The sequence below is a fragment of the Streptomyces sp. NPDC051563 genome (assembly GCF_044454225.1).
Taxonomy (GTDB): domain Bacteria; phylum Actinomycetota; class Actinomycetes; order Streptomycetales; family Streptomycetaceae; genus Streptomyces.
The window spans coordinates 310,841-331,602 of record NZ_JBITDL010000003.1 but is presented as its reverse complement, the minus strand read 5'-3'; the positions used below and the strand labels follow the sequence as shown (position 1 = coordinate 331,602).

The window sequence follows — 20,762 nt, the reverse complement described above, 5'->3', positions numbered from 1 at the left end:
TAGCGGCACACCCGGCCCCCTCACGCCCCGGGTCCCGTTCGAGCGGCAGAAAGAAATCCAATTACTCTTCCGTAGTGCGGAAGCGATAATTCCAGCCAACAATTCAAGCCCCCACTTGTCACGCTCCGGGACCACGGCATAACGTAGCGACATTGCCGCCACACCGGGAGCGCAGGGCTCCCAGGGACAAGCGGCAACAAGGGCGATCACACAGGTGACGATCACAGCTGACGCATCATTCGAAGTTCTGCCCTTCACCCGCACTTGCCACCACATCTGGGAAGACGGCGACCATGTGCTCATCGGAGTGAGTCCTGGCAACAGCTACTTCAGCTCCGAGCGCATATCCGACCTCGCCCGATGGGCCACGACCCGCTTCGCACAGGTCGACTTCGTGTACGCAGACCTCCACGTGGACGGGATGTTCGCCGCCTTCGGCTACACCCGGGAACACGCCGAGAAGCGTGCGACGAAGGAAATCAAGGCAGTCCGGCGACGGATTCTCAAGGGCGTGGAGGAATCAGGACCTCCGCACGCCGAGATCCGAGTGAGGGCACTTTCGGAGTTCCAGACGAACCCCGTCTACCAACTTCTGCACCGACGTGTACTCCATTTCCTGGAGACCGATGACGCATTCCGCAAGGGCTGCGAGGAAATGGCCCTGCACTTTGTCGGCTCCAAGTTGCCGGAAGGTGAATCCATCACCGACGCGCAGTTGCAGGTGTGTTTCGATTACATGGCGGCCGAGCTGCCGTTCTTCATCGACACCCCGAGCATTCTCGACGTCCCGTCCTCCGTGGCGGCGTACCACGTCAAGATGCCGATGACCGACCTCCTCTTCTCGCGCGGTGGGGGACTGCGCGCCACGAGGAACCAGGCATACGCCGTGGTGCGGCCCGAGGCGGCCGAAAAGCCGCGGAGCACCACGAACCACCCGAACACTCACGCGCACACCGCACCAGCCGAAGGGACCGTCGATGAGCGTCGAGCAGCTTGAGGCCCATTCCGATCAGGGCACCGGACAGACCACCGGGCCGCTCATCGACTTCCCGCTCTCGCGGCGCGGCGACGTGCTCCCCGAGGAGTGCACCTGGCTGCGCGAGAAGGCGCCGGTCGCGCAGATCCGCACCCTCACCGGGGACCCGGCCTGGCTGGTGAGCAGCTACGCGCTGGCCAAGCAGGTGCTGGAGGACGAGCGCTTCAGCCTCAAGGACACGGCGAACGCCGGCGTCCCGCGCCAGTACGCACTGACGATCCCGCCCGAGGTCGTCAACAACATGGGCAACATCAACAGCGCCGGACTGCGCAACGCGGTCATGAAGGCGCTCAACCCGCGCCAGAAGGGCCTGCAGGACTGGCTGCGCGCCAAGGCCGGCGAGCTCATCGACCAGCTCCTCGCCGAAGGGGGGCCCGCCGACCTGCGGGCCGGGTTCGCCGACCCCTTCTCCGCGGCCATGCACTGCCAGGTGCTGGGCGTGCCGTTCGAGGACTGGCGGCGGCTGATGTCGGGGCTGGACGTCGCGTTCATGACCGCTCGCGAGCCCTTCGCCGACTCAGCGCTCAACTGGTACAAGGACGTCGGCTACTTCGAGCAGCAGCTGAAGGCGCAGCTGGCGCTGCCTGCCGAGGAGCGTACGGGGCTCCTCGGCAGGTTCGCCGAGCTGAAGGAGGCGGACCCGGAGTCGGCGCACCTGACCGACGACATGTTCGCCACCGTCGCCGTCTCCCTCTTCGGGGCCGGGGCCGTCTCCACCTCCGCGTTCCTGACCCTCGCGGTCCTGGCGCTGCTGCAGAAGCCCGAGCTCATCGGGTACCTGCGCAAGCACCCGGAGCGCATGGGCAAGGCCGTGGACGAGCTGCTGCGCTGGAACCTGTCCGTGGGCGACGGCCTGCCGCGCATCGCCATGGCGGACATCCAGGTCGGGGACGTGCTGGTCAAGGAGGGCGAGCTGGTCCTCGTCCTGCTGGAGGGGGCCAACTTCGACCCGGAGGCCTTCGAGAACCCCGAGGAGCTGGACCTGGAGCGCGAGGGCTCCAACGCCAACCTCGCCTTCGGCGCCGGCCGGCACTTCTGCCCGGCCTCCGCGCTGGGCCGGGCGCACGCCGAGATCGCGCTGGAGGTGCTGGTCGAGCGGCTGCCCGAGCTGCGTCTCGCGGTGCCGGCGGAGAACCTCGTGTGGCGGACCGGCTTCATCAAGCGCCTGCCCGAGCGGCTCCCCGTCGCCTGGTGAGGAGACGGCGGTGAGCAGGTGAGCGTGCCCCGGGAGCTGTGCGAGCTCCCGGGGCGCACCCGCGTCGTGCCGCCCTACCGGAAGATGCCGGTGTGGCCGAGGGAGTAGCGGCCGGGCTGCGGGTAGACGGCGAGGCCGTGCGGGCCGCTGCCCACCGGGATCTTGGCGAGCTCCTTTCCGGTGGTGGTGTCGATGGCGTAGACCTCGGAGTTGTAGCGGCCCGAGAGCCAGAGCACCTTGCCGTCGGCGGAGACGCCGCCCATGTCGGGGCTGCCGCCGTCGGGCAGCTCCCACTTCTTCGTCAGCTTGTTCTGCGTGAAGTCGAAGACGGAGACGGAGCCTTCGCCGCGGTTGGAGACGTACATCTCCTTGGAGTCACGGCTGACGTACAGGCCGTGGCAGCCCTTTCCGGTGGGCAGCAGCTTGGGGGTCTCGAACTTGTCGCCGCCGAGGACCCACATGCCGTGCGCCATCATGTCCGCGACGTAGAAGGTCTTTCCGTCCGGCGAGACCTTGACGTCCTGCGGCATCGCGCCCTCGAAGGGCAGTTTCTGCTGGCCGACGACCTCCATCTTCTCGGTGTCGACCTTGAGGAGTTCGCCGGAGAACTCGCAGCTCACGATGAAGTAGCGGCCGTCCGCGGAGAAGTCCGCGTGATTGACGCCGAAGCAGGTCACCGGGACGGTTTTGACGCGGTCCATGGTGTGCGGGTCGCGGAAGACCAGCTCCTTGTCCATCGAGGCCATGACCACCGCGTACTTGCCGTTGGGCGTGAAGTACAGGTTGTACGGGTCGTGCACCTCGACGGGCTTGCCGGCCTCGCCGGTGGCCGGGTTGATCGGGGTGAGCGTGTGGCCCCGGTTGTTGTTGACCCAGAGGGTCTTCATGTCCCAGGAGGGGACCACGTGCTGGGGCTGGATCCCGACGGGGATGGTGTCGATGACCTTGTACGTCACCGGGTCGATGACGGACACCGTGTTGGAGCTGGTGTTCGGCACGTAGACGCGGGACGGGAAGTCCTTGACCACCGGGGAGAGTTTGTTCGGCCGGTCGGCGGCGTAGACGTCGTTCGGATCGAGGAGCGGCGGCATTCCGGCCAGGCCCGGCGGCGCCGCCGGCACGGCCTTGGCGGGCGCGGCGGGCGCCTTCGTGCCGAGGGCTTCGGCGGGTCCCTTGTCGGCCGCTCCGCAGCCGGTCAGGGCGGCGAGGACCAGGCCGGCCAGCAGCGCGGTGGCCTTCCGGGGAAGGCGGGTGGTCGTCATGGGGTCAGCAGCTCCGTGGTGGTCACCGCGCGCAGTTTGCGGCGTGCGAGTTCTTCGAGGAGGGGTGGCATCGCGTCGACCGTGTCCGCGTAGCCGAAGTGCAGGCTCACCATCGATCCGCCTTGGATCGGTCCGATGACGGAGCGGACGACGGCCGCGGCACCGGGCGAGGTGAAGTCGAGGGAGTCCACGTCGTACGAGAGGACGTGCGGGTAGCCCGCCCGCTGGGCCAGTTTTCGCACCAAGGGGGTGGCGTACTGGGTCTGGGACGGGCGGAACCAGGTGCCGATGGATCCGGTCAGCCGTTTGAGCCGGTCGGCGCAGCCGGTGATCTCGGCGTACGCCTCCTCCTCGGGCATGGTGTTGATCGCGAGGTGGCGCTGGGTGTGGTTGCCGAGCTCGTGGCCGCCGTCCAGGATCCGGCGGGCCATCTCGGGGTGGGCGTCGAGCCAGGCCCCGATGGCCAGGACGGTGACCCGGGCGCCCGCCCGCTCCGCCTCGGCGAGCACCGCCTTGGCGACGGCGGGGTCGCCGTTGCCGTGGAAGGTGAGCGCGACGCCGGTACGGCCGCGGGGGCCGTGCCCGATCTCCACGGGCTGGCCCGCGAACCGGCGCGGGGCGGGGGCCGCCTTGGCCGGGGCCGCTCGGGCCGGTGCCGCCGGTGCGTCGGGGGCGGCCTTCGCCGGGGCCGCGGGGCCCGCAGGGGAACAGGCGGCGGCGAGGGCGCCGGCGGCGACCGCCGCGCCGGTACGGAGAGCGGATCGGCGGTCCGGGTAGCAGAGCACCCGCCCATTTAAGGGGTGGATGCCCGTGAAGGTATTGATTGACCCAATTCGGGACCTTCGGCCGAACCGGTGCCCCCCGGCGACTGTCCGCTATGTGATCAACGATTCACTCAGAGCGGTCGATCTTTATGCACTGATTACGAGGCTCGTGGCCCATCTCACCTAAGATTTAGGTAGAAAGTCTTAGGATATGCACACTTATGTCCAACTTGGGACTTTTGGCATTTGGTCCCTCTTCTGCCATAGTCGGAACCACGGCTTCCCGTTGACCCGAGCGAAGTCCCTGCCGAGGATCACACCCCCTTCGATCCTCGGCACACCCGTGAAACCCCCGCAGCGCCCCACAACGGCGACAGGGGGTTTCTGGCGTTCCGGGGGGCGTGCTCAGCGGTCGGCGACCCGCATCTCGAACCAGGTGATCTTTCCTCGCGGCAGCAGGTCCGCGCCCCAGCGGTCCGAGAGCTTGTCGACGAGGAACAGCCCCCGGCCGGTGGTGTCCATCTCGTGGACCGGCATCAGGCAGGGCAGTCCGCGCGAGGGGTCGCGCACCTCCACGCGGATCCAGCCGCGCCGCCTGAGCATCCGTAAACCGAAGGAACGGGCCCCCGTGTGGCGGACGGCGTTCCCCACGAGCTCCGAGACCAGCAGGACCGCGTGCTCGGCGATCTGCGGCGAGAGCCCCCACAGGCGTACGACCACGCACTGCGTGAGCCGGCGGGCCGCGCCGGCCGACTCGGGCATCGACGGCAGCGTCACTTCCGCCTCGGCCGGATTCCCGTACAACTCCAGCGCTTTCAGGCCCAGTTCATCCTCCAGGGCCGCCGTGAGCCGTACGGCGGAAGCGCTACTGCGCTGCCGCGGCTGTTCCACACCCTCCAGACCCGCCATGCACCCATCATGGAGTGCCGGTAAGGCCGTTCGGGCCGTTCCGCAGGAAAAGACCCCCCGGAATCGATGATCCCGAGGGGTGGTTCCGGCATATGCGTTTGGCAACCCGAGGGCCGTCGCACGCTCCTGACCTGCGGTGACACACCGCGCAACGATGGTCACCCAGAGTGGATCACCGATTCCCCTTAAGGCTGCCTTAAGGCCTGGCTAATCCACCCCCAGGGAGGATCCGCGGAATCGATCTACTGGAACTTCGCCTTGCCCGGCCCCTCTTCGACGAAGCTGCGCATCCCGCGCTCGCGGTCCTCGGTGGCGAACAGCCCGGCGAACCAGCCGCGTTCGATGGTCAGCCCGGTGTCGATGTCGGCCTCCAGCCCCGCGTCCACGCACTCCTTGGCCGCGCGCAGCGCGAGGGCCGGGCCCTGCGCCAGCTTCGCGGCCCAGGCGTGCGCCTGCTCGTAGACCTCGGCGGCCGGGACGACGCGGTCGACGAGGCCGAGGGCCAGCGCCTCGTCGGCCTTGACCATGCGGCCGGTGAAGATCAGGTCCTTGGCCTTGGAGGGTCCGATCAGCCGGGACAGCCGCTGGGTGCCGCCCGCGCCGGGGATCAGGCCGAGCAGGATCTCGGGCTGGCCGAGCTTCGCGTTGTCGGCGGCGATCCGGTAGTCCGCGCACAGGGCCAGCTCGCAGCCGCCGCCCAGGGCGTAGCCGGTGACGGCCGCGACCACGGGCTTGGGAATCCGGGCCACGGCGGTGAAGGCGTCCTGCAGTCCGCGGGACCGGGCGACCATGGCCGCGTGGTCCATCGTCTGCATCTCCTTGATGTCCGCGCCGGCCGCGAACACCTTCTCGCCGCCGTAGAGGACGACGCTGCGGACGTCGGCCCGGTCGGTCGCCTCGACGGCGAGCTCGCGCAGCCGGTCCTGGGTGGCGATGTCCAGGGCGTTCATGGGCGGGCGGTCCAGCCGGATGACGCCGACGCCTTCGGAGACTTCGAGAGAGATGGTCATACGGGAAGGTTAGCGCCGGTTAACCGCGACCGGCCCGGTGCCGTGGGTCACAGCACCGGGCCGGTCCGACTCCGTACGGATGCGACTCCGTACGGATGCGACTACGTACGGATCAGAGCTACTTGATCCACTCCGCCCAGTCCATGTTCCAGCCGTTGAGGCCGTTGTCGGGGGCGACCGTCTTGTCCTTGGAGTTCTTCACGATGACCACGTCTCCGATGATCGACTCGTTGAAGAACCAGGCGGCGGGCTGGCTGCCGTCACCGGCGCCGCGGACGTCCTTGAGGCCGACGCAGCCGTGGCTGACGTTCTCGGAGCCGAACGTGCCCGAGGAAGCCCAGTAGTTGCCGTGCACGAAGGTGCCGGAGGTGGTCAGGCGCATCGCGTGCGGGACGTCGGAGATGTCGTACTCCCCGCCGAAGCCGACGGTGGCGCCGTTCATCCGAGTCACCTTGTACTTCTCGCTGATGACCATCTGCCCGTTGTACGTGGTGTTCGCGGGGGCGCCGGCGGTGATCGGGATGTTCTTGATCTCCGTGCCGTCGCGGACCACGCTCATCTGGTGCTCGGCGGCGTCGACCGTGGTGACCTGGGAGCGGCCGACCGTGAAGGTGACCGTACGGGTTTGCTTGCCGTAGACCCCCGGGCGGCCTTCGACTCCGTCGAGCGCCAGCTTCAGGGTGACCTTGGTGCCCGCGGCCCAGTACTTCTCGGGGCGGAAGTCCAGGCGGTCGTTGCCGAACCAGTGGCCCTCGACCGGGACGGCCGGCTCGGCCGTCACCGTGATGGCCTTCTCGACGGCCTCCGGGTTGGTGATGCCGCGGGAGAAGTTGATCGAGACCGGCATGCCCACGCCGACCGTCGATCCGTCCTCCGGCGTGTACTGCCCGATGAAGGTGTTGGCGGGCGTGAGGGTCGTGAAGGTGGTGTCCTTCGCGGACTCGCGGCCGGCCTCGTCCTTGGCGACCGCGTGCACCTTGTACTCGGTGGCGGCCGCGAGGTTGCGGGCGGGCTCCCAGCTCGCGCCGTCCTCGGCGAGCTTGCCCTCCACCGCATTGCCCTTGGTGTCGGCGACCGTCACCGTGGTGAGCTTGCCGCCGGTGCTGGATATCTTGAGGATGCCGCTCGTCGCGACCTCCTTGGCCCCGTCGTCCGGCTTGACGCTCACGACGGCCTTCGACGCCTCGGTGCCGGTCGTCCCGGTACCCCCGTCTCCGCCGCCGCTCCCGCCGGCGCCGCCCCCGTTGCCCCCACCGCTGCACGCGCTGGTGAACAGCAGGGCCGCGCCCAGCAGGAGGGCCGGCAGGCCGGTGCGGGCGCGGCCGCGTATCGGCTGCAGGTTCACTCTCGTTCTCCCCATGTCCCCCGCGCGCGGGCAGTCGCGCGCTTTTCGCCAGGAAATCACATGGGGGATCACGAGACAGCACGGTCGTGTCACCGTTCCGTCCCAAGAGTGGCCGACGCGCCGGGAGTCGGCCCCGTGCGCCGGGAGTCAGCCCTCCGTGCCGGGCTTGGCTCCCCAGACGTACACGGCGTCGCCCTCGGTGAGCAGGTCCCACAGGCGCCGCGCGTCGGGGACGGTGAGGTTGACGCAGCCGGCCGAGCCGCCGTGGGCGTACAGGCTGCCGGGGCGGCCGTGCAGGGCCTGGCCCTCGTCGAAGAACTGGGCGTAGGGCATCGGGGCGTCGTCGTAGAGCGTGGACACGTGGTCCTCGCTGCGCCAGTAGACCTCGTGCCAGCCGGTCCGGGTCTCCTCGTCGTCGCGCCCGGTGCGGACGGGCACGGGCGGGAAGACCACCGTGCGGTCGCGCTGCACCCACAGGATCTGGCGCTCCAGGTCCACGCAGGTCACCCGGTGCGGACGGACCGGGCAGCCGCCGGCGGCGTTGGGGTTCGCACGGGCGGCGACCGCGACCATGGTCCGGAAGGTGACCAGCCCGGCGTAGCCGTCGGCGGGCCGGATCCGCTGGGCCCGCTGGAAGGTGCGGATCGCCGCGCAGTCCGCGGAGTCCTGGGTCCCGTCGGCCGTCCGGCCCAGGTGACCCTCCAGCTCGCGCTGGTAGGGCCCGGTCCCGGCGGTGCACGCCTCCGGGGACGGGGACGGGGAGGCGGCCGGGGCCGAGGGGGCCGGGGAGGCGGACGGGGACGGGACCGCCGCCGCGGGCGAGGGGGCGAGGGCGGCCGCCGCGAGGACCGCGGCCGTCGCGGCCGCCCTGCCGAGGGCGCCCATCGCGGTGGCCGTGCCTGGCACGTGACCTGTGCTCATCCGGACCTCCTCGCACCCGCCGGCCGGGCTGTCGGCTCCGAGCCAACCGGATCCGCCCGGCCCCGGCGCGCGGGGTGGGCCGGCAGGGTCACCGGCCCACCCGGGCGGACTACTCGCGCGGGCCCTTCGGGCGCTTGTCCTTGCCGCCCTTGCCCTTGTCCTTGCCGTCCTTGCCGCCCTTGCCGTGGTCGTCGCGCTTGTTCTCCAGCGTGACGATCACCCGGTGGTCCGGGGTGTCCGCGTCCAGCCGGAGCGGACCGGTGACCCGGTTCCGCGGCAGGACGTAGCCCTCCGGTACGGCCGTTTCGACCACGTAGTACGAGCCGTCGTCCAGGCCCGGGAAGGCGCACACCCCGTCCCGGTCGGTCGCGCAGCCCGTGGTCACCCTGCGGTCGGGGTTGATGCCGCGCGTCTGGAGACCGAGGGTGCCGTTGGTCTCCTTCCACACCTCGAAGACCGCCCCGCGCAGCGGGCGCTTGGTCTTCGCGTCCTTCTTCAGGACCTCGATCGCCCCCTCGTGGTCGGGGTCCTCGGTCCGCTCGTCGGTGACGGTGACGACGAGGCCCGTGGTCACGTGGCCCTCGTTGAGGTCGAACGGCGTGACCGGGTCCGCCGGCAGGTCGTAGCCGGCCGGTGCCTGCGTCTCCCGCCAGTAGTACCGCTCACCGACGGGGAGCTGGACCGTGCAGCTTCCCTGTGCGTCGGTGGTGCAGGACCCGGCGAGCCGCACGTCGGGGTCGGCTCCGCCGGTCTGCAGGCCCGTCACCCCGTTGGCCTCGCGCCACAGCTCGAAGCGGGCGCCGGCCAGCAGCGCCCCGCCCTCGGCGTCGGACTTGCGCAGCACCACCTCGGCGCTGCCCGGGAGCTTGGCGTTGCTCATGGTGCCGCTCACGCCCGCTGCCGCGTTCTCTTCGGTCAGCACCAGCTCCACGACCGGGTTCGGGGCGATCTCGTAGCCGTCGGGTGCCTGGGTCTCGCGCCAGTAGTACGTACCGGGCGCCACCGTGCTGGAGCAGATGCCGTCGGCCGGGGTGACGCAGTCGGTGACCTTGGTGTCCCCGCCGGGACTCGTGAACTGGGCGCCGGGGGTGCCGTTGGTCTCCCGCCACAGCTCGTACGTGGCTCCGGCCAGCGGCGAGCCGCCGGTGTCCTGCTTGAGGACCGAGACCTTGCCCGTGACCGGGACCGTGTTCCCGCAGTCCGGCAGGTCGCCGTTGAAGGGGTAGGCGTGGAACTCTTGGCCGCCGCCCCCGCTGCTGGTGTGGACGAGCCCGCCGGTGGTGAAGAGGCGGCCGTTGGTCCCGGGCAGGGTGACGGTGGTGGTCGAGGCCTGCTCGCCGACGAGCACGCTGCCCTGGAACTGCCCGGTGCCGACCAGCTGGAGGGTGGTGGCGTCGGGGAAGTTCCACAGGAGCCGGGTGCGGTAGCCGTTCCAGGGGTCGGCTCCGGGGCCCACGTCGTTGATGCTGCCGGCGTAGGTGTTGAGCGTCCGGGTGGTGCCCAGGACGTTGACCAGGACGGTGGCGTCGGCCGGGATCCGGTCGAAGCGGAAGCCGATGGCCCCGCCGCTCGAACTCACCAGGTCGAAGTCCACGTTGAAGACCTGGAGCTTCGAGGTGTTGTCGCCGGTAAAGACGGTGGTGCCGTCCTGGTTGACGGCGGTGCCCGTCGCCGGGCGCGGGCTGCCGTCGACCCGGGCGTAGCACCGGCTGGCCGCGGTGAGCTGGTCGCGCAGGCCGGCGTACGGGGTGATCGCGGCCGGGTCGGCCACGAGCGTGCCGCTGACGGTGCCGGGCCCGGGGGCGGTGCCCGCGTGCCGGACGACCCCGCCGTCCGCGAGCAGCTCCTGCTGGGCGGCGATCGTGACGTTGCGGCCGGTGGTGAGGTAGTCCGAGCCGGCCGGGGGCCGCACGAGCGAGCCCGCCCCGACGATGCCGATGTTGTACGCGCCGCCGGTCTGCGCCAGGTTCTTGTTCTGGTCGAAGCTGCCGAGGACGACGACCCTGCCCTCGGCCTCGGCGGCGCGCTCACGGACGAGGAAGTCGGCGCCGACGAAGATGTTGATGCCCTCGTCGTAGCCGGCGGGAGTGGTTCCGGTGCCGATCGGCGGGAACGGGTCGGGGCACCCGGCCCCGATGCAGGGGCCGAGCCCGCCCGGCAGCGGGGCCCGCAGGGCCGCGGCAGCCTGCCGGGCCGGCGCCGGCTGCTGTCCGCCGGGGCCCGGCGCGGCCGGCGCCGCCAGGGCCGCCGGGGCGCCTGCGGCCAGTACGGCCCCGAGGGCGAGCCCCAGGGGCCCGAGGGTCCACTTCCTTGCTGACATGACGCTCCGTCCGTCGCCCGCCGCCGCGTGCGGGCGGGCCCGTACAGGCTGGCGGCGGGCTCCGGCGAGCCGGTCGGACCGACACTCCCCACTACGGCATTCCGGTACGACAATCACCCGACTGGGGCGTCAGGGGCGGGGGCGGGCAGGAGGAGGCGGGAGCGGGTCAGGCGATCGCGGAACCCGCCACCCAGGTGGGCCAGGACATGTTCCAGCCGCCCAGACCGTTGTCCGGGGCGACCGTCTTGTCCTGCGAGTTCACGACCTCCACCACGTCGCCGACCAGGGTCCGGTCGAAGAACCAGCCCGCCGGGGTGTCCGAGCCGCCGCCCTTGTTGTCGCGCAGTCCGATGCAGCCGTGGCTGACGTTGGTGGCGCCGAAGGTGTCCGGGCTCGCCCAGTAGTTGCCGTGCAGGAAGGTCCCGGAGCGGGTGAGGCGGATGGCGTGCGGGACGTCGGGGATGTCGTACTCGCCGCCGAAGCCGACGGTCTGCCCGTTCATCCGGGTGACGTCGAAGAGCTCCATCACCACCATCTTCCCGTTGTAGGTCATGTTCTTCGGCGCCCCGGCGGTGATCGGCACGGTGGACAGCAGCTCGCCGTCCCGGCGCACCTCCATGGTGTGCGCGGCGGCGTCGACGGTGGAGATCTGGGAGCGGCCGACGGTGAAGCGCAGGGTCTTGTCCTGGATCCCGTAGGAGCCGGGGGCGCCCTCGACGTCCCGCAGGCCGATCTTCACCGTGACCTCGGTGCCGGGCTTCCAGTACGTCTTGGGCCGGAAGTCGAGGCGCTCGTCGCCGAACCAGTGGCCCACCACCTCCACGGCCGGGTCGGAGGTGATCGTGATGGCCCGCTCCACGTCGGCGCGGCGTTCGATGGACCGGCTGAACCCGAAGGAGATGATCATGCCGGTGCCGACGGTCGAACGGTTCTCGGGCTTGAAGTAGCCGATGAACCGCTCCTCGGGAACATAGGTGGTGAAGGTGGTGTGCCGGGCCTGGCGGCGGTTGTGCCCGTCGAGCGCGACCGCGTCCACGGTGTACTTGGCCGCGAGCGCGAGCCGGCCCGACGCCGGGTCGGGGCTCCAGCTGAGCCCGTCGACGGCGATGGCGCCGGGGACCTTCTCCTCCTGGGCGTCCTCCACCTTGGTGACCACGACCCGTTCGAGGCGCCCCTCGGGCACGGTGATCCTCAGCGGCCCCTCCGCCGGCACCCCCTTGGCGTTGTCGTCGGGGGTGATCCTGATCGCCTCGTCCGGTGACCGGGGTTTGCCGGGCAGCTGGATCTCGATCGGGGAGCCGCCGTTCTCGGTGCATCCGGACAGGCCTCCGAGGAGGCCCGCCCATACCGCCACGGCGGCCAAGCCCGCCCCTGCCCGCCTCGTCAGAAGAGTCACGTTCCTCCAACGACCGGGCCCCTCCGGGGGAAACGTGGGCGCGGCCCACGTTCCAGGCAGGACAGTCCGGGCAGAACAGTGGGAAGGACCAGACGGGGGCGGGCCGCGGCAGGGACGCCGGGGCCGCAGTTCCCCCACCCCCGCAGGTACCGAGAGCCGTGGAGGCGGGCAGTGTCGAGCGCAGCCGAGCAAGAGGCGGAGCCCCTGGCCGGGGTCGAGACCGGATCCGGGGCCGGGACCGGGCCCGGGGCGGAAACCGGGCCCGGGAACCGGGCGGGTGTTCAGGGCGGGACCGGGGCCGTGGCCGGCCACGGTACGGGGAACGGGAGCGGGAGCGGGAACGGGAACGGGAACGGCGCGGGCAACGGAACCGGGACGGGCGCCGGCAACGGGACAGGCGTCGGCAACGGGACCGGGCATCCGGTCGGCCAGTCCCTGGGGTTGATGGAACCGCAGGTCAGGGGCCACGCCGTGGTGAGCCGGGGAGTACCCGGCCCGCCCGTGTGGCCCGGCTCCTCGCATCCGCTGGGGGCCCGGTTCCACCAGGGTCCCGACGGGACGGCCGGCACCAACTTCGCGCTGTGGGCCCAGGGCGCGGAAGCGGTGGAGGTCTGCCTCTTCGCGGAGGACGGCTCCGAGAGCCGCTGCGCGCTGACGGAGCTGACCCACGAGATCTGGCACGGCTTCCTGCCGGGCGTGCGGCCCGGGCAGCGGTACGGATTCCGGGTGCACGGGCGGTGGGACCCGTGGACGGGGGCCCGCCACAATCCGGCGAAGCTGCTCCTGGACCCGTACGCGCGGGCCGTGGACGGGGAGTTCCTGCTGCCGCCGGAGGTGTACGGGCACGTCCGCGACTGGCCGCAGCAGTACATCGCGGACACCGTGCGCGACGACCGGGACTCGGCCCCGCACGTCCCGAAGGGGGTCGTGGTCCACGATGACGACGACTGGGCGGACGACGTCCGGCCGAAGACCCCGTGGGCCGATTCGGTCATCTACGAACTGCACGTGCGCGGCTTCACGATGCGCCATCCCGGCATCCCCGAGCACCTGCGCGGTACGTACGCGGGCCTCGCGCACCCGGCGGCGATCGAGCACCTGACCGGGCTCGGGGTGACGGCGGTGGAGCTGCTGCCGGTCCACCAGTTCGCGCACGAGGACCACCTGCTGCGCCGGGGCCTGCGCAACTACTGGGGCTACAACTCGGTCGGCTACTTCGCCCCGCACGCCGCGTACTCCTCCAGCGGGACGGCCGGACAGCAGGTCGGCGAGTTCAAGCGGATGGTCAAGGCCCTGCACGCCGCGGGGATCGAGGTCATCCTCGACGTGGTCTACAACCACACCGCGGAGGCCGGCGAGCTGGGCCCGACGCTGTCGCTGCGCGGGATCGACAACCGGGCCTACTACCGGCTCCAGTCGGACCAGCGCAGGTACGCCGACTACACCGGCTGCGGCAACACCCTGCACGCCGGGCGGCCGCACGTGCTGCGCCTGATCACCGACTCGCTGCGGTACTGGGTGACGGAGATGGGGGTGGACGGCTTCCGCTTCGACCTGGCGGCGGCGCTGGCCCGCTCGATGCACGACGTGGACATGCTCTCGCCGTTCCTCGCGGTGATCGCCCAGGATCCGGTGCTGCGGCGGGTGAAGCTGATCGCCGAGCCGTGGGACGTGGGCTCGGGCGGGTACCAGGTCGGAGCGTTCCCGCCGCTGTGGACGGAGTGGAACGACCGCTACCGGGATGCCGTACGGGACTTCTGGCGCGGCGCCCTGCCCGACGTGCGGGACCTCGGCTACCGGCTCTCGGGGTCGAGCGACCTGTACGCGTGGGGCGGGCGGCGGCCGTACGCCTCGGTCAACTTCATCACCGCGCACGACGGTTTCACCCTGCGCGACCTCGTGTCGTACGAGTCCAAGCACAACGAGGAGAACGGCGAGGCCGGCCGGGACGGGACCAATGACAACCGGTCCTGGAACTGCGGGGTGGAGGGCGAGCCCGAGGAGGGCACGGATCCGCGGATCGCGGCGCTGCGCCGACGGCAGCTGCGCAACCTGCTGACCACGCTGCTGCTGTCGACCGGGGTGCCGATGCTGGTGGCGGGCGACGAGTTCGGCCGGACGCAGGGCGGCAACAACAACGCGTACTGCCAGGACAACCCGACGAGCTGGGTGGACTGGTCGCTGCTGGAGGACCCGTCCTGGCAGGCGCTGCTGGCGCTGACCCGGCGGCTGCTGGCGCTGCGCCGGGCCCATCCGGTGCTGCGCCGACGGGCGTTCTTCTCGGGGCGCTCCCACGGGGCGGACGGGCTGCGGGACCTGGCCTGGTTCACCCCGGCGGGCGTGGAGATGACCGAGCGGGACTGGTACGCCCCGGCCGGGTCGGTGGGGCTGTACCTGTCGGGGCAGGACATCCCGGGCCGGGACGAGCGCGGCCGGCAGGTCACGGACGACAGCTTCCTGGCGCTGCTGCACGCCGGGGACCGGCCGGTGGCGTGGGTGCTGCCGGGGCCGCCGTGGGGCCGGGCGTACGAACTGGTCCTGGACACCTCCCGGGAGGACCAGGCGGCGGCGCCCGCCACCGTGCACCGCGGGGGCGAGAGCGTGACCGTCCCGGCGCGCGCGGTACTGCTGCTGAAGGTGGTGGGCTGAGGGCCGGGGTGAAGGCGTGGGGTGAAGGCGGGCGGGGAAGGCCGGGGGGAGGCGGTGAACCGAAGGCGGCGGGGGGGAAGGCGGCAGGGTGAAGCCGGAGGGTCGACGGTGGTGGGCCGATCCGGTCGGGAGTCCCCGGAACACCCTGCAATGATGTGGCCTTCGCACGCACGCACGCATATACGGATGTTCGAGGGGTTGTGTCGATGGCGAGTGTCGGGACCGCGTTGCGGGAGCTGCGCGGGGCGCAGAAGTCGGCGAAGGGGGTGTCGCTCTACTCCCGGTTCGTCAACCGGCCCGTCGGGCGCTATCTGGCCGCCGGGTCGTACGCGCTCGGGCTCACCCCGAACCAGGTGACGCTGATCAGCGCCGCCCTGAGCTTCGCGGGCGCGGCCGCCGTCGCCCTCCTCTCGCCCTCGTGGGGGCTGGGGATCGCGGTGTGGGCCCTGCTCGCCGTCGGCTTCGCCTTCGACTCCGCCGACGGGCAGCTCGCCCGGCTGCGCGGGGGCGGCAGCGCGGCGGGCGAGTGGCTGGACCACGTCGTGGACTGCGCGAAGCTCACCGCGCTGCACACCTGCGTGCTGATCGCCTTCTACCGCTTCCCCGAGGCCTACGGGATCGGCGGCGGGGCGGACGGGGCCGCCCCGGCCGGCTGGCTGCTGGTGCCCCTGGGCTTCCAGCTCGCCGCGGTCGTGACCTTCTTCGGGGGGCTGCTGACGGAGAAGCTCAAGCCGAAGCCGGCCCCGGGGAGCGCGGCCGCCGCGCCTTCGACGCTGCGCGCGGTGGCGCTGCTGCCCGTGGACTACGGGGTGTTCTGCCTGGTGTTCCTGCTCCTCGGTGGCAGCGGTGCGTTCCGCTGGGCGTACGCCGGGGCGGGTGCGCTGGCCGCGCTGTTCCTGGTGGCGTTCCTCGCGAAGTGGTTCCGGGAGCTCAGCGCCGTACCCCGCTGACGGGGACGCGGACCGGAGGCCGCAAGGCCGGCCTTCCGCCCCGCCCTGTCGCTCCGTCCCGCCGCTCCGTCAACCGCCCCGCCCTGCCGCCCAGCCCCGCCGCTCAGCCCCGCTGCTCCGTGGCGAGCGGCTCCGACAGCACGTCCAGGGCCCGGCGCAGCTGGGTGCTGGAGGTGTGGACGGTGTAGGGGAAGTAGACGACCTCTACCCCGTGCACGGCGAAGTCCCGTTCCAGCTGGTCGCCCTTGGGGGTGCCGCGCCAGTCGTCGCCCTTGAAGATGACGTCGAAACGGACTTGCTTCCACGTTTCGACCTTGTCCGGGACGGTCTCGACGAAAGCCGCATCCACGTACTGCACGCTGCGGACGATCTCCAGCCGCTCGACGAGCGGGATCACCGGGCGCCGCCCCTTGGCGAGTTCCGCCATTTCGTCGGACACGACCCCGGCCACCAGGTAGTCGCACTGACTCCGGGCATGGCGAAGGATGTTGAGGTGTCCGATATGGAACAGATCGTAGGCGCCGGGCGCGTAACCGATGCGGTGAGGTCTACGCCCAGGCTCGGCAAATTCGGACATTTCCTGCTCCGTCACGTGATATCCCCCAGAAGCCGCACACCCCGGTGTGGCGGATTAGCAGACAATAGCGTGCACGTTCCCTGTGCTGCCGGTGAACGAATAGGGTGACGTGCGCATCATCCTGGTGAGAGGGGGACGTCCAGTGTCGAAATCCGGTCAGCGGCGACTGCTGCTGGTTTCCACGAATTACGCCCCCGAGCACACGGGCATCGGCCCGTACGCCACCCAGATCGCGGAGCACTGGGCGAATCTCGGTCACGAGACCCACGTCCTGGCGGGCATGCCCCACTACCCGGCCTGGTCCGTCGAGCCGGAGTACAAGGGGGCGCTCCGGCGCACGGAACAGCGCGCGGGCGTGACCGTGCACCGGCGTGCGCACACCGTGCCCCCGCGCCAGACCGCCGTGCGCCGGGCCCTTTTCGAAGGATCGATTCTGCTGCACGGCACCGTGGCCCCGCCCCGGATGCCGAAGCCCGACGCGGTCCTGGCCCAGATGCCGAGCCTGGCCGGCGGGCTGGTGGCCGCCCGCCTCGCGGCGCGCTGGAAGGTCCCCTTCGTTCCGGTGGTCCAGGACCTGATGGGCGCCGCCGCCGCGCAGAGCGGGATCAGCGGCGGGGACAAGGCGGCCGCGTTCGCCGGGCGGGCCGAGGCGCACGCCCTGAAGCGGGCCGCCCTCGTCGGTGTGATCCACGAGACCTTCGTCGACCGGGTCGTCGCCATGGGCGTCGACCCCAAGCGGATCCGGCTCGTCCCCAACTGGTCCCACGTGGCGCTGCCCACCAAGCCCCGCGGGCACACCCGCCACCACCTCGGGTGGGCTCCCGGCCAGACCGTCGTCCTGCACTCCGGGAACATGGGCCTCAAGCAGGGGCTGGAGGTCCTCGTCGGCGCCGCCCGGCTGGACCCGAGTGTCCGTTTCGTGCTGATGGGCGACGGCAGTCAGCGCTCCGCTCTCGCCGACCTGGCGGCCGACGTTCCCAATCTCGACATCATCCCCCCTGCCGCGGACGGCGAGTTCCCGGATATCCTCGCCGCGGCGGACGTGCTCGCGGTCACGCAGCACGCCGCCGTGATGGACATGAGCGTGCCGTCCAAGCTGACCTCGTACTTCCAGGCCGGCCGTCCCGTCGTCGCCTCCGTCGCGGCGCTGGGCGGGACCGCCCAGGAAGTGGAACGTTCGGGCGCCGGGGTGCTCGTACCGCCGGAGAACCCGGAGGCCCTGCTGAAGGCCGTACGGGCGCTGGCCGAGGACCCCGCGGGCGCGGACGCCCTGGGTGCGGCCGGGCCGCGCCACGTGGCGGCGCACCTGAGCCGTGAGGCGGGCCTCGCCCGCATCGACGCACTGATGGACGAAGCACTTGGGGGTCCCCGGCCGTGATCGAGACCAACCGCCCGGCAGCGGCTCCGGCCGAAGACGAACCGGACCTGCTCAGGGACCAGTTCCGCCAGCTCCTGCGCTACCGCCGGCTCATCGGCGCGGGCGTGGGCATCGGCCTGCTCGGCGGGGTCTACCTCGGCGTCTCCACGGCGGACACCTATGTGGCCACCGCCGACATCGTGCTGCGCGCACCCACCGACGACCCCTTCAACCCGAGCCTCGCCCCCGACAAGGCGATCAACATCGGCTCGGAGCGGCAGGTCGCGCTCTCCAGCTCCATAGCCAACGAGGCCGCGAAGAAGCTCGGGGTCGCGGCCACCGACTTCTCGGCCCTGCGCGCCGGCCTGCAGGTGACCAACCCCCCGCAGACGATGGTGCTCCGCTTCACCTACACCTCCTCCTCCCCCGCCGAGGCCGCCAAGCGCGCCAACGCGATGACCGAGGCCTACCTGCTCAAGCGGCAGGAGGCGCTCGACGTCACCCGCGACAAGATGGTCAAGGGCTACCAGGACCAGCGCGACCCGGTGGTCAAGCAGCTCGACGACCTCGTCAAGCAGATCAACGGCATGCCGGCCGGTCCCGCGCGCGACGCGGCGTACTCCTCCAAGACCGACCAGCAGAGCAAGATCAACACCCTGAACGGCAACATCGCCAAGCTCCAGGCCCTGGACATGACCCCGGGCCGGGTCACCAGCTCCGCCGTCCCGCCCCACGGGGCCGACGGCCCCGGGCTGCCCATGTCGCTCGCGCTCGGCGCGGCCGTGGGCCTCGCCCTGGGCCTGCTCGGCGCCTGGGTGCGCCTCGTCTTCGACCCGGCCCCGCGCTCCGAGGGCGACGTGGCCCGGGCGCTGCGCGCGCCCGTCCTGGGCTCCCTGCCCCGCGGCAAGGCCGACGGCGGGCCGCTGCTCGCGGCGGGCGAGGAAGACCCCCGGCTGGCCGAGGAGTTCCGCTCGGTGGCCTTCCGGCTCGCCTACGACGCCCGCTTCGCCGACCGGCGCCGCCTCCTGGTGGTCGCCCCGCGCGGCAGCAGCGAGATCGCCGCCGCCGTGGCGGTGAACCTGGCCGCCTCCTTCGCGGAGACCGGCAAGGACGTGCTCCTCATCGAGGCGGACCTGCGCACTCCCGTGCTGGCCAGCCAGCTGCCCACCGACGCCGCCGGCCGGCCGCGCTGGAGCCAGGCGCAGGGCGGTTCGGGGGCACAGCACGGGGAGACCGAATGGCCCGACGGCCGCCAGCTCCTCGTGGACGCCGGTGAATCGGGCAGCTTCGACCTGATCCCGGGCGAGCGGGTGCGCAACGTGCCCCGCGCGCTGACCTCGCAGCGGGCCACCCGGCTGATCTCCGAGGCCGACTCCCCCAACTCCACCGTGGTGGTGCTCGCCCCGCCCGTGCTCTCGTACGCCGACGCCCTCGCGCTCGTCGACCGCGTCGACGGGGTCCTGGTGGTCTGCAACCCGGGTGCGGTGCGCCGCACCGACCTCTCCCGGATCCGCGAGCTGATCAGCGGGGCCGGCGGCACGGTGCTGGGCGCCGTCCTGCACGCGCCGCTGCCGGGCGAGAAGAAGCGCGGCCTCGGCCGCAGCCCCAAGGGCGGCGGCCCCGCCGCCGAGGAACCCCTTCCCGCGCCCGCTCCCCCGCTCCGCTCGCGGGAGCCGCAGCCGATCCCCTACGAGGTGGCCGCCGCCGACGCCGCGCAGCACATCCCGGGCGACGGCACCGACACGGTCGCCCTGCGTACGGTCCGTACGGGCCGGCGGTGAGCCGGCGCGGCCTCGCGGCGGTCGCCTCGGTACTGGACCAGGCCGCGTCCAGCGCCACGAACATCCTGGTCCTGGTGCTGGCCGCCCGGCTCTCCTCGGCGGCCGGCTTCGCCGACTTCACGATGGTCTACGTGACCTTCACCGTGCTGCTCGGCCTGAACATGGCCTACGTCGGCCAGACCCTGGTGCTGGAAAAGCCCGGCCCCGGCCCCGGCGCCGACCGGCTGGCCGCGGCCTGCCGGTCCGGGCTCGCCTTCACCGGCGCCGCCTCGGCGGCGGTGGGAGCCGTACTGGCGCTCCTGGGACTGCTGTTGCCCGGGGCCACGGGCCGGGCCTTCCTCGCGCTGGGACTCGTACTGCCCCTGGTGCTGCTCCAGGACGGGCTGCGCTACTGCTTCTCCGCCCTGCGGGCGCCCGGGCGGGCGCTGGCCGCCGACGCGCTGCGCCTGGTGTGCGTGGTGTCCGCGCTGCTGCTCCAGCCCGAAGGCGCCCCGGCCGGGCGGCTGGTGCTGGTGTGGGGGCTCTCCGCGCTGCCGGCGCTCGCGCTGGGGCTGTGGCTGCTGCGGCCCTCGGTGCGGGGCGCCCGTACCGACCTGCGCCCGTACCTGCGGCGCGGGTACCTGGGGCAGCGGTTCGTGATCGAGTTCGCCGTGGGCAACGGCTCCAGCCAGCTCGCCGTGCTGGGGCTCGGCGTCTTCGCGACCCCGCTGGCCGTGGGCGCGCTGCGCGGGGCCACCACCCTCTTCGGGCCGCTGAACGTGCTGTTCAACTCCGCGAACTCCTTCGGCCCGCCGGTCGTCGGCCGGGCGTCGGGCAAGCGCGGCGTGGTCCGGCTGACCGCGCTGATGGGCGGTGCGCTCGCGGTGACCGGCGCCGCGTGGGCGGCCGTGCTGTACGCGCTGCCGGAGCGGGCCGGCCGCGCCCTGCTCGGCGACACCTGGCGGGCGGCGTCCGCGCTGCTGCCCGCGACCGGTGCCCAGTACGCCGTCATGGGGCTCGGCACCTGCGCGCTGCTGACCCTGCGGGTGCTGAACCCGAAGGCCACGCTCTCGCTCCAGGTGGTCTTCTCGCTGCTGTCGGTCGGGCTGCTGCTGGGCGGGTACGCCGTCTGGGGCGTGGCCGGGGCCGCCTGGGGCCTGGCCCTCGGCTCCGCCTCGAAGGCGGCGGCGGGCTGGCTGCGCGTGGCCCGGCTGCCGGTCCCGGAGCCGGGCCCCGAACCGGTCGGCGCGGGCCCCGCGGACCAGGTCCGGACGGCCTGAGGCGCAGCCGGCCCGCCCGGGCCGGGTGCCG

At 71.9% G+C, this 20,762-nt stretch carries 16 protein-coding genes; 7 read left to right on the top strand and 9 right to left on the bottom strand.

The features are described from left to right. Nucleotides 1-214 precede the first annotated feature (214 nt). The gene (locus ACIA8F_RS05705) at nucleotides 215-997 is read left to right on the top strand and encodes a tRNA-dependent cyclodipeptide synthase (RefSeq protein ID WP_399376927.1); all 783 of its coding nucleotides are present in this window, start codon (nucleotides 215-217) and stop codon (nucleotides 995-997) included. Then, on the top strand, nucleotides 978-2,231 hold the full coding sequence (locus ACIA8F_RS05700; RefSeq protein WP_399376926.1) for a cytochrome P450: 1,254 nt from the start codon (nucleotides 978-980) through the stop codon (nucleotides 2,229-2,231). Before ACIA8F_RS05705 ends, ACIA8F_RS05700 begins: the two co-directional genes overlap by 20 nt. Before the next feature lie 74 nt (nucleotides 2,232-2,305). On the opposite strand, the gene ACIA8F_RS05695 is transcribed toward ACIA8F_RS05700, so the two are convergent. From ACIA8F_RS05695 to ACIA8F_RS05660, 8 genes are all read right to left on the bottom strand, one after another. Beyond that, nucleotides 2,306-3,493: a YncE family protein gene (locus tag ACIA8F_RS05695; protein ID WP_399376925.1), complete on the bottom strand. Its 1,188-nt coding sequence runs from the start codon at nucleotides 3,491-3,493 to the stop codon at nucleotides 2,306-2,308. Next, nucleotides 3,490-4,278, bottom strand: a complete 789-nt coding sequence (locus ACIA8F_RS05690; protein WP_399376924.1) for a polysaccharide deacetylase family protein — start codon at nucleotides 4,276-4,278, stop codon at nucleotides 3,490-3,492. Before ACIA8F_RS05690 ends, ACIA8F_RS05695 begins: the two co-directional genes overlap by 4 nt. Before the next feature lie 384 nt (nucleotides 4,279-4,662). Then, nucleotides 4,663-5,166: an ATP-binding protein gene (locus tag ACIA8F_RS05685; RefSeq protein WP_399376922.1), complete on the bottom strand. Its 504-nt coding sequence runs from the start codon at nucleotides 5,164-5,166 to the stop codon at nucleotides 4,663-4,665. Nucleotides 5,167-5,408: 242 nt separating this feature from the next. Further along, nucleotides 5,409-6,176 carry an enoyl-CoA hydratase/isomerase family protein gene (locus ACIA8F_RS05680; protein ID WP_399376921.1) on the bottom strand — a complete coding sequence of 256 codons (768 nt, stop codon included), beginning with the start codon at nucleotides 6,174-6,176 and terminating at the stop codon, nucleotides 5,409-5,411. A gap of 118 nt (nucleotides 6,177-6,294) precedes the next feature. After that, entirely contained in the window at nucleotides 6,295-7,536 is a 1,242-nt protein-coding gene (locus tag ACIA8F_RS05675) for an Ig-like domain-containing protein (RefSeq protein WP_399376920.1), read from the bottom strand. A 132-nt stretch (nucleotides 7,537-7,668) separates the two neighbouring features. Further along, entirely contained in the window at nucleotides 7,669-8,442 is a 774-nt protein-coding gene (locus tag ACIA8F_RS05670) for a L,D-transpeptidase family protein (protein WP_399376919.1), read from the bottom strand. Nucleotides 8,443-8,551: 109 nt separating this feature from the next. Next, a complete protein-coding gene (locus ACIA8F_RS05665; RefSeq protein ID WP_399376918.1) occupies nucleotides 8,552-10,762 on the bottom strand; it encodes a choice-of-anchor A family protein in 2,211 nt (736 codons plus the stop codon). Between the two features lie 166 nt (nucleotides 10,763-10,928). Continuing rightward, entirely contained in the window at nucleotides 10,929-12,125 is a 1,197-nt protein-coding gene (locus ACIA8F_RS05660; protein WP_399376917.1) for an Ig-like domain-containing protein, read from the bottom strand. Between the two features lie 477 nt (nucleotides 12,126-12,602). On the opposite strand from ACIA8F_RS05660, the gene glgX reads away from it, so the two are divergent. Both glgX and ACIA8F_RS05650 read left to right on the top strand, forming a co-directional pair. After that, on the top strand, nucleotides 12,603-14,807 hold the full coding sequence (gene glgX / locus ACIA8F_RS05655) for a glycogen debranching protein GlgX (protein WP_399376916.1): 2,205 nt from the start codon (nucleotides 12,603-12,605) through the stop codon (nucleotides 14,805-14,807). 206 nt (nucleotides 14,808-15,013) lie between these two features. Next, nucleotides 15,014-15,757, top strand: coding sequence for a CDP-alcohol phosphatidyltransferase family protein (locus ACIA8F_RS05650; protein ID WP_399376915.1), 744 nt, complete (start codon nucleotides 15,014-15,016; stop codon nucleotides 15,755-15,757). Between the two features lie 103 nt (nucleotides 15,758-15,860). On the opposite strand, the gene ACIA8F_RS05645 is transcribed toward ACIA8F_RS05650, so the two are convergent. Beyond that, a complete protein-coding gene (locus tag ACIA8F_RS05645) occupies nucleotides 15,861-16,334 on the bottom strand; it encodes an adenylyltransferase/cytidyltransferase family protein (RefSeq protein WP_250744809.1) in 474 nt (157 codons plus the stop codon). A 172-nt stretch (nucleotides 16,335-16,506) separates the two neighbouring features. On the opposite strand from ACIA8F_RS05645, the gene ACIA8F_RS05640 reads away from it, so the two are divergent. The 3 genes from ACIA8F_RS05640 to ACIA8F_RS05630 are packed head-to-tail and all read left to right on the top strand — an operon-like array spanning nucleotide 16,507 to nucleotide 20,731. Continuing rightward, nucleotides 16,507-17,712 carry a glycosyltransferase family 4 protein gene (locus ACIA8F_RS05640; protein WP_399376999.1) on the top strand — a complete coding sequence of 402 codons (1,206 nt, stop codon included), beginning with the start codon at nucleotides 16,507-16,509 and terminating at the stop codon, nucleotides 17,710-17,712. Beyond that, entirely contained in the window at nucleotides 17,709-19,472 is a 1,764-nt protein-coding gene (locus tag ACIA8F_RS05635; RefSeq protein WP_399376914.1) for a lipopolysaccharide biosynthesis protein, read from the top strand. Before ACIA8F_RS05640 ends, ACIA8F_RS05635 begins: the two co-directional genes overlap by 4 nt. Beyond that, entirely contained in the window at nucleotides 19,469-20,731 is a 1,263-nt protein-coding gene (locus tag ACIA8F_RS05630) for a hypothetical protein (protein WP_399376913.1), read from the top strand. The genes ACIA8F_RS05635 and ACIA8F_RS05630 overlap by 4 nt, the downstream gene beginning before the upstream one ends. The last annotated feature ends 31 nt before the right edge of the window (nucleotides 20,732-20,762 follow it).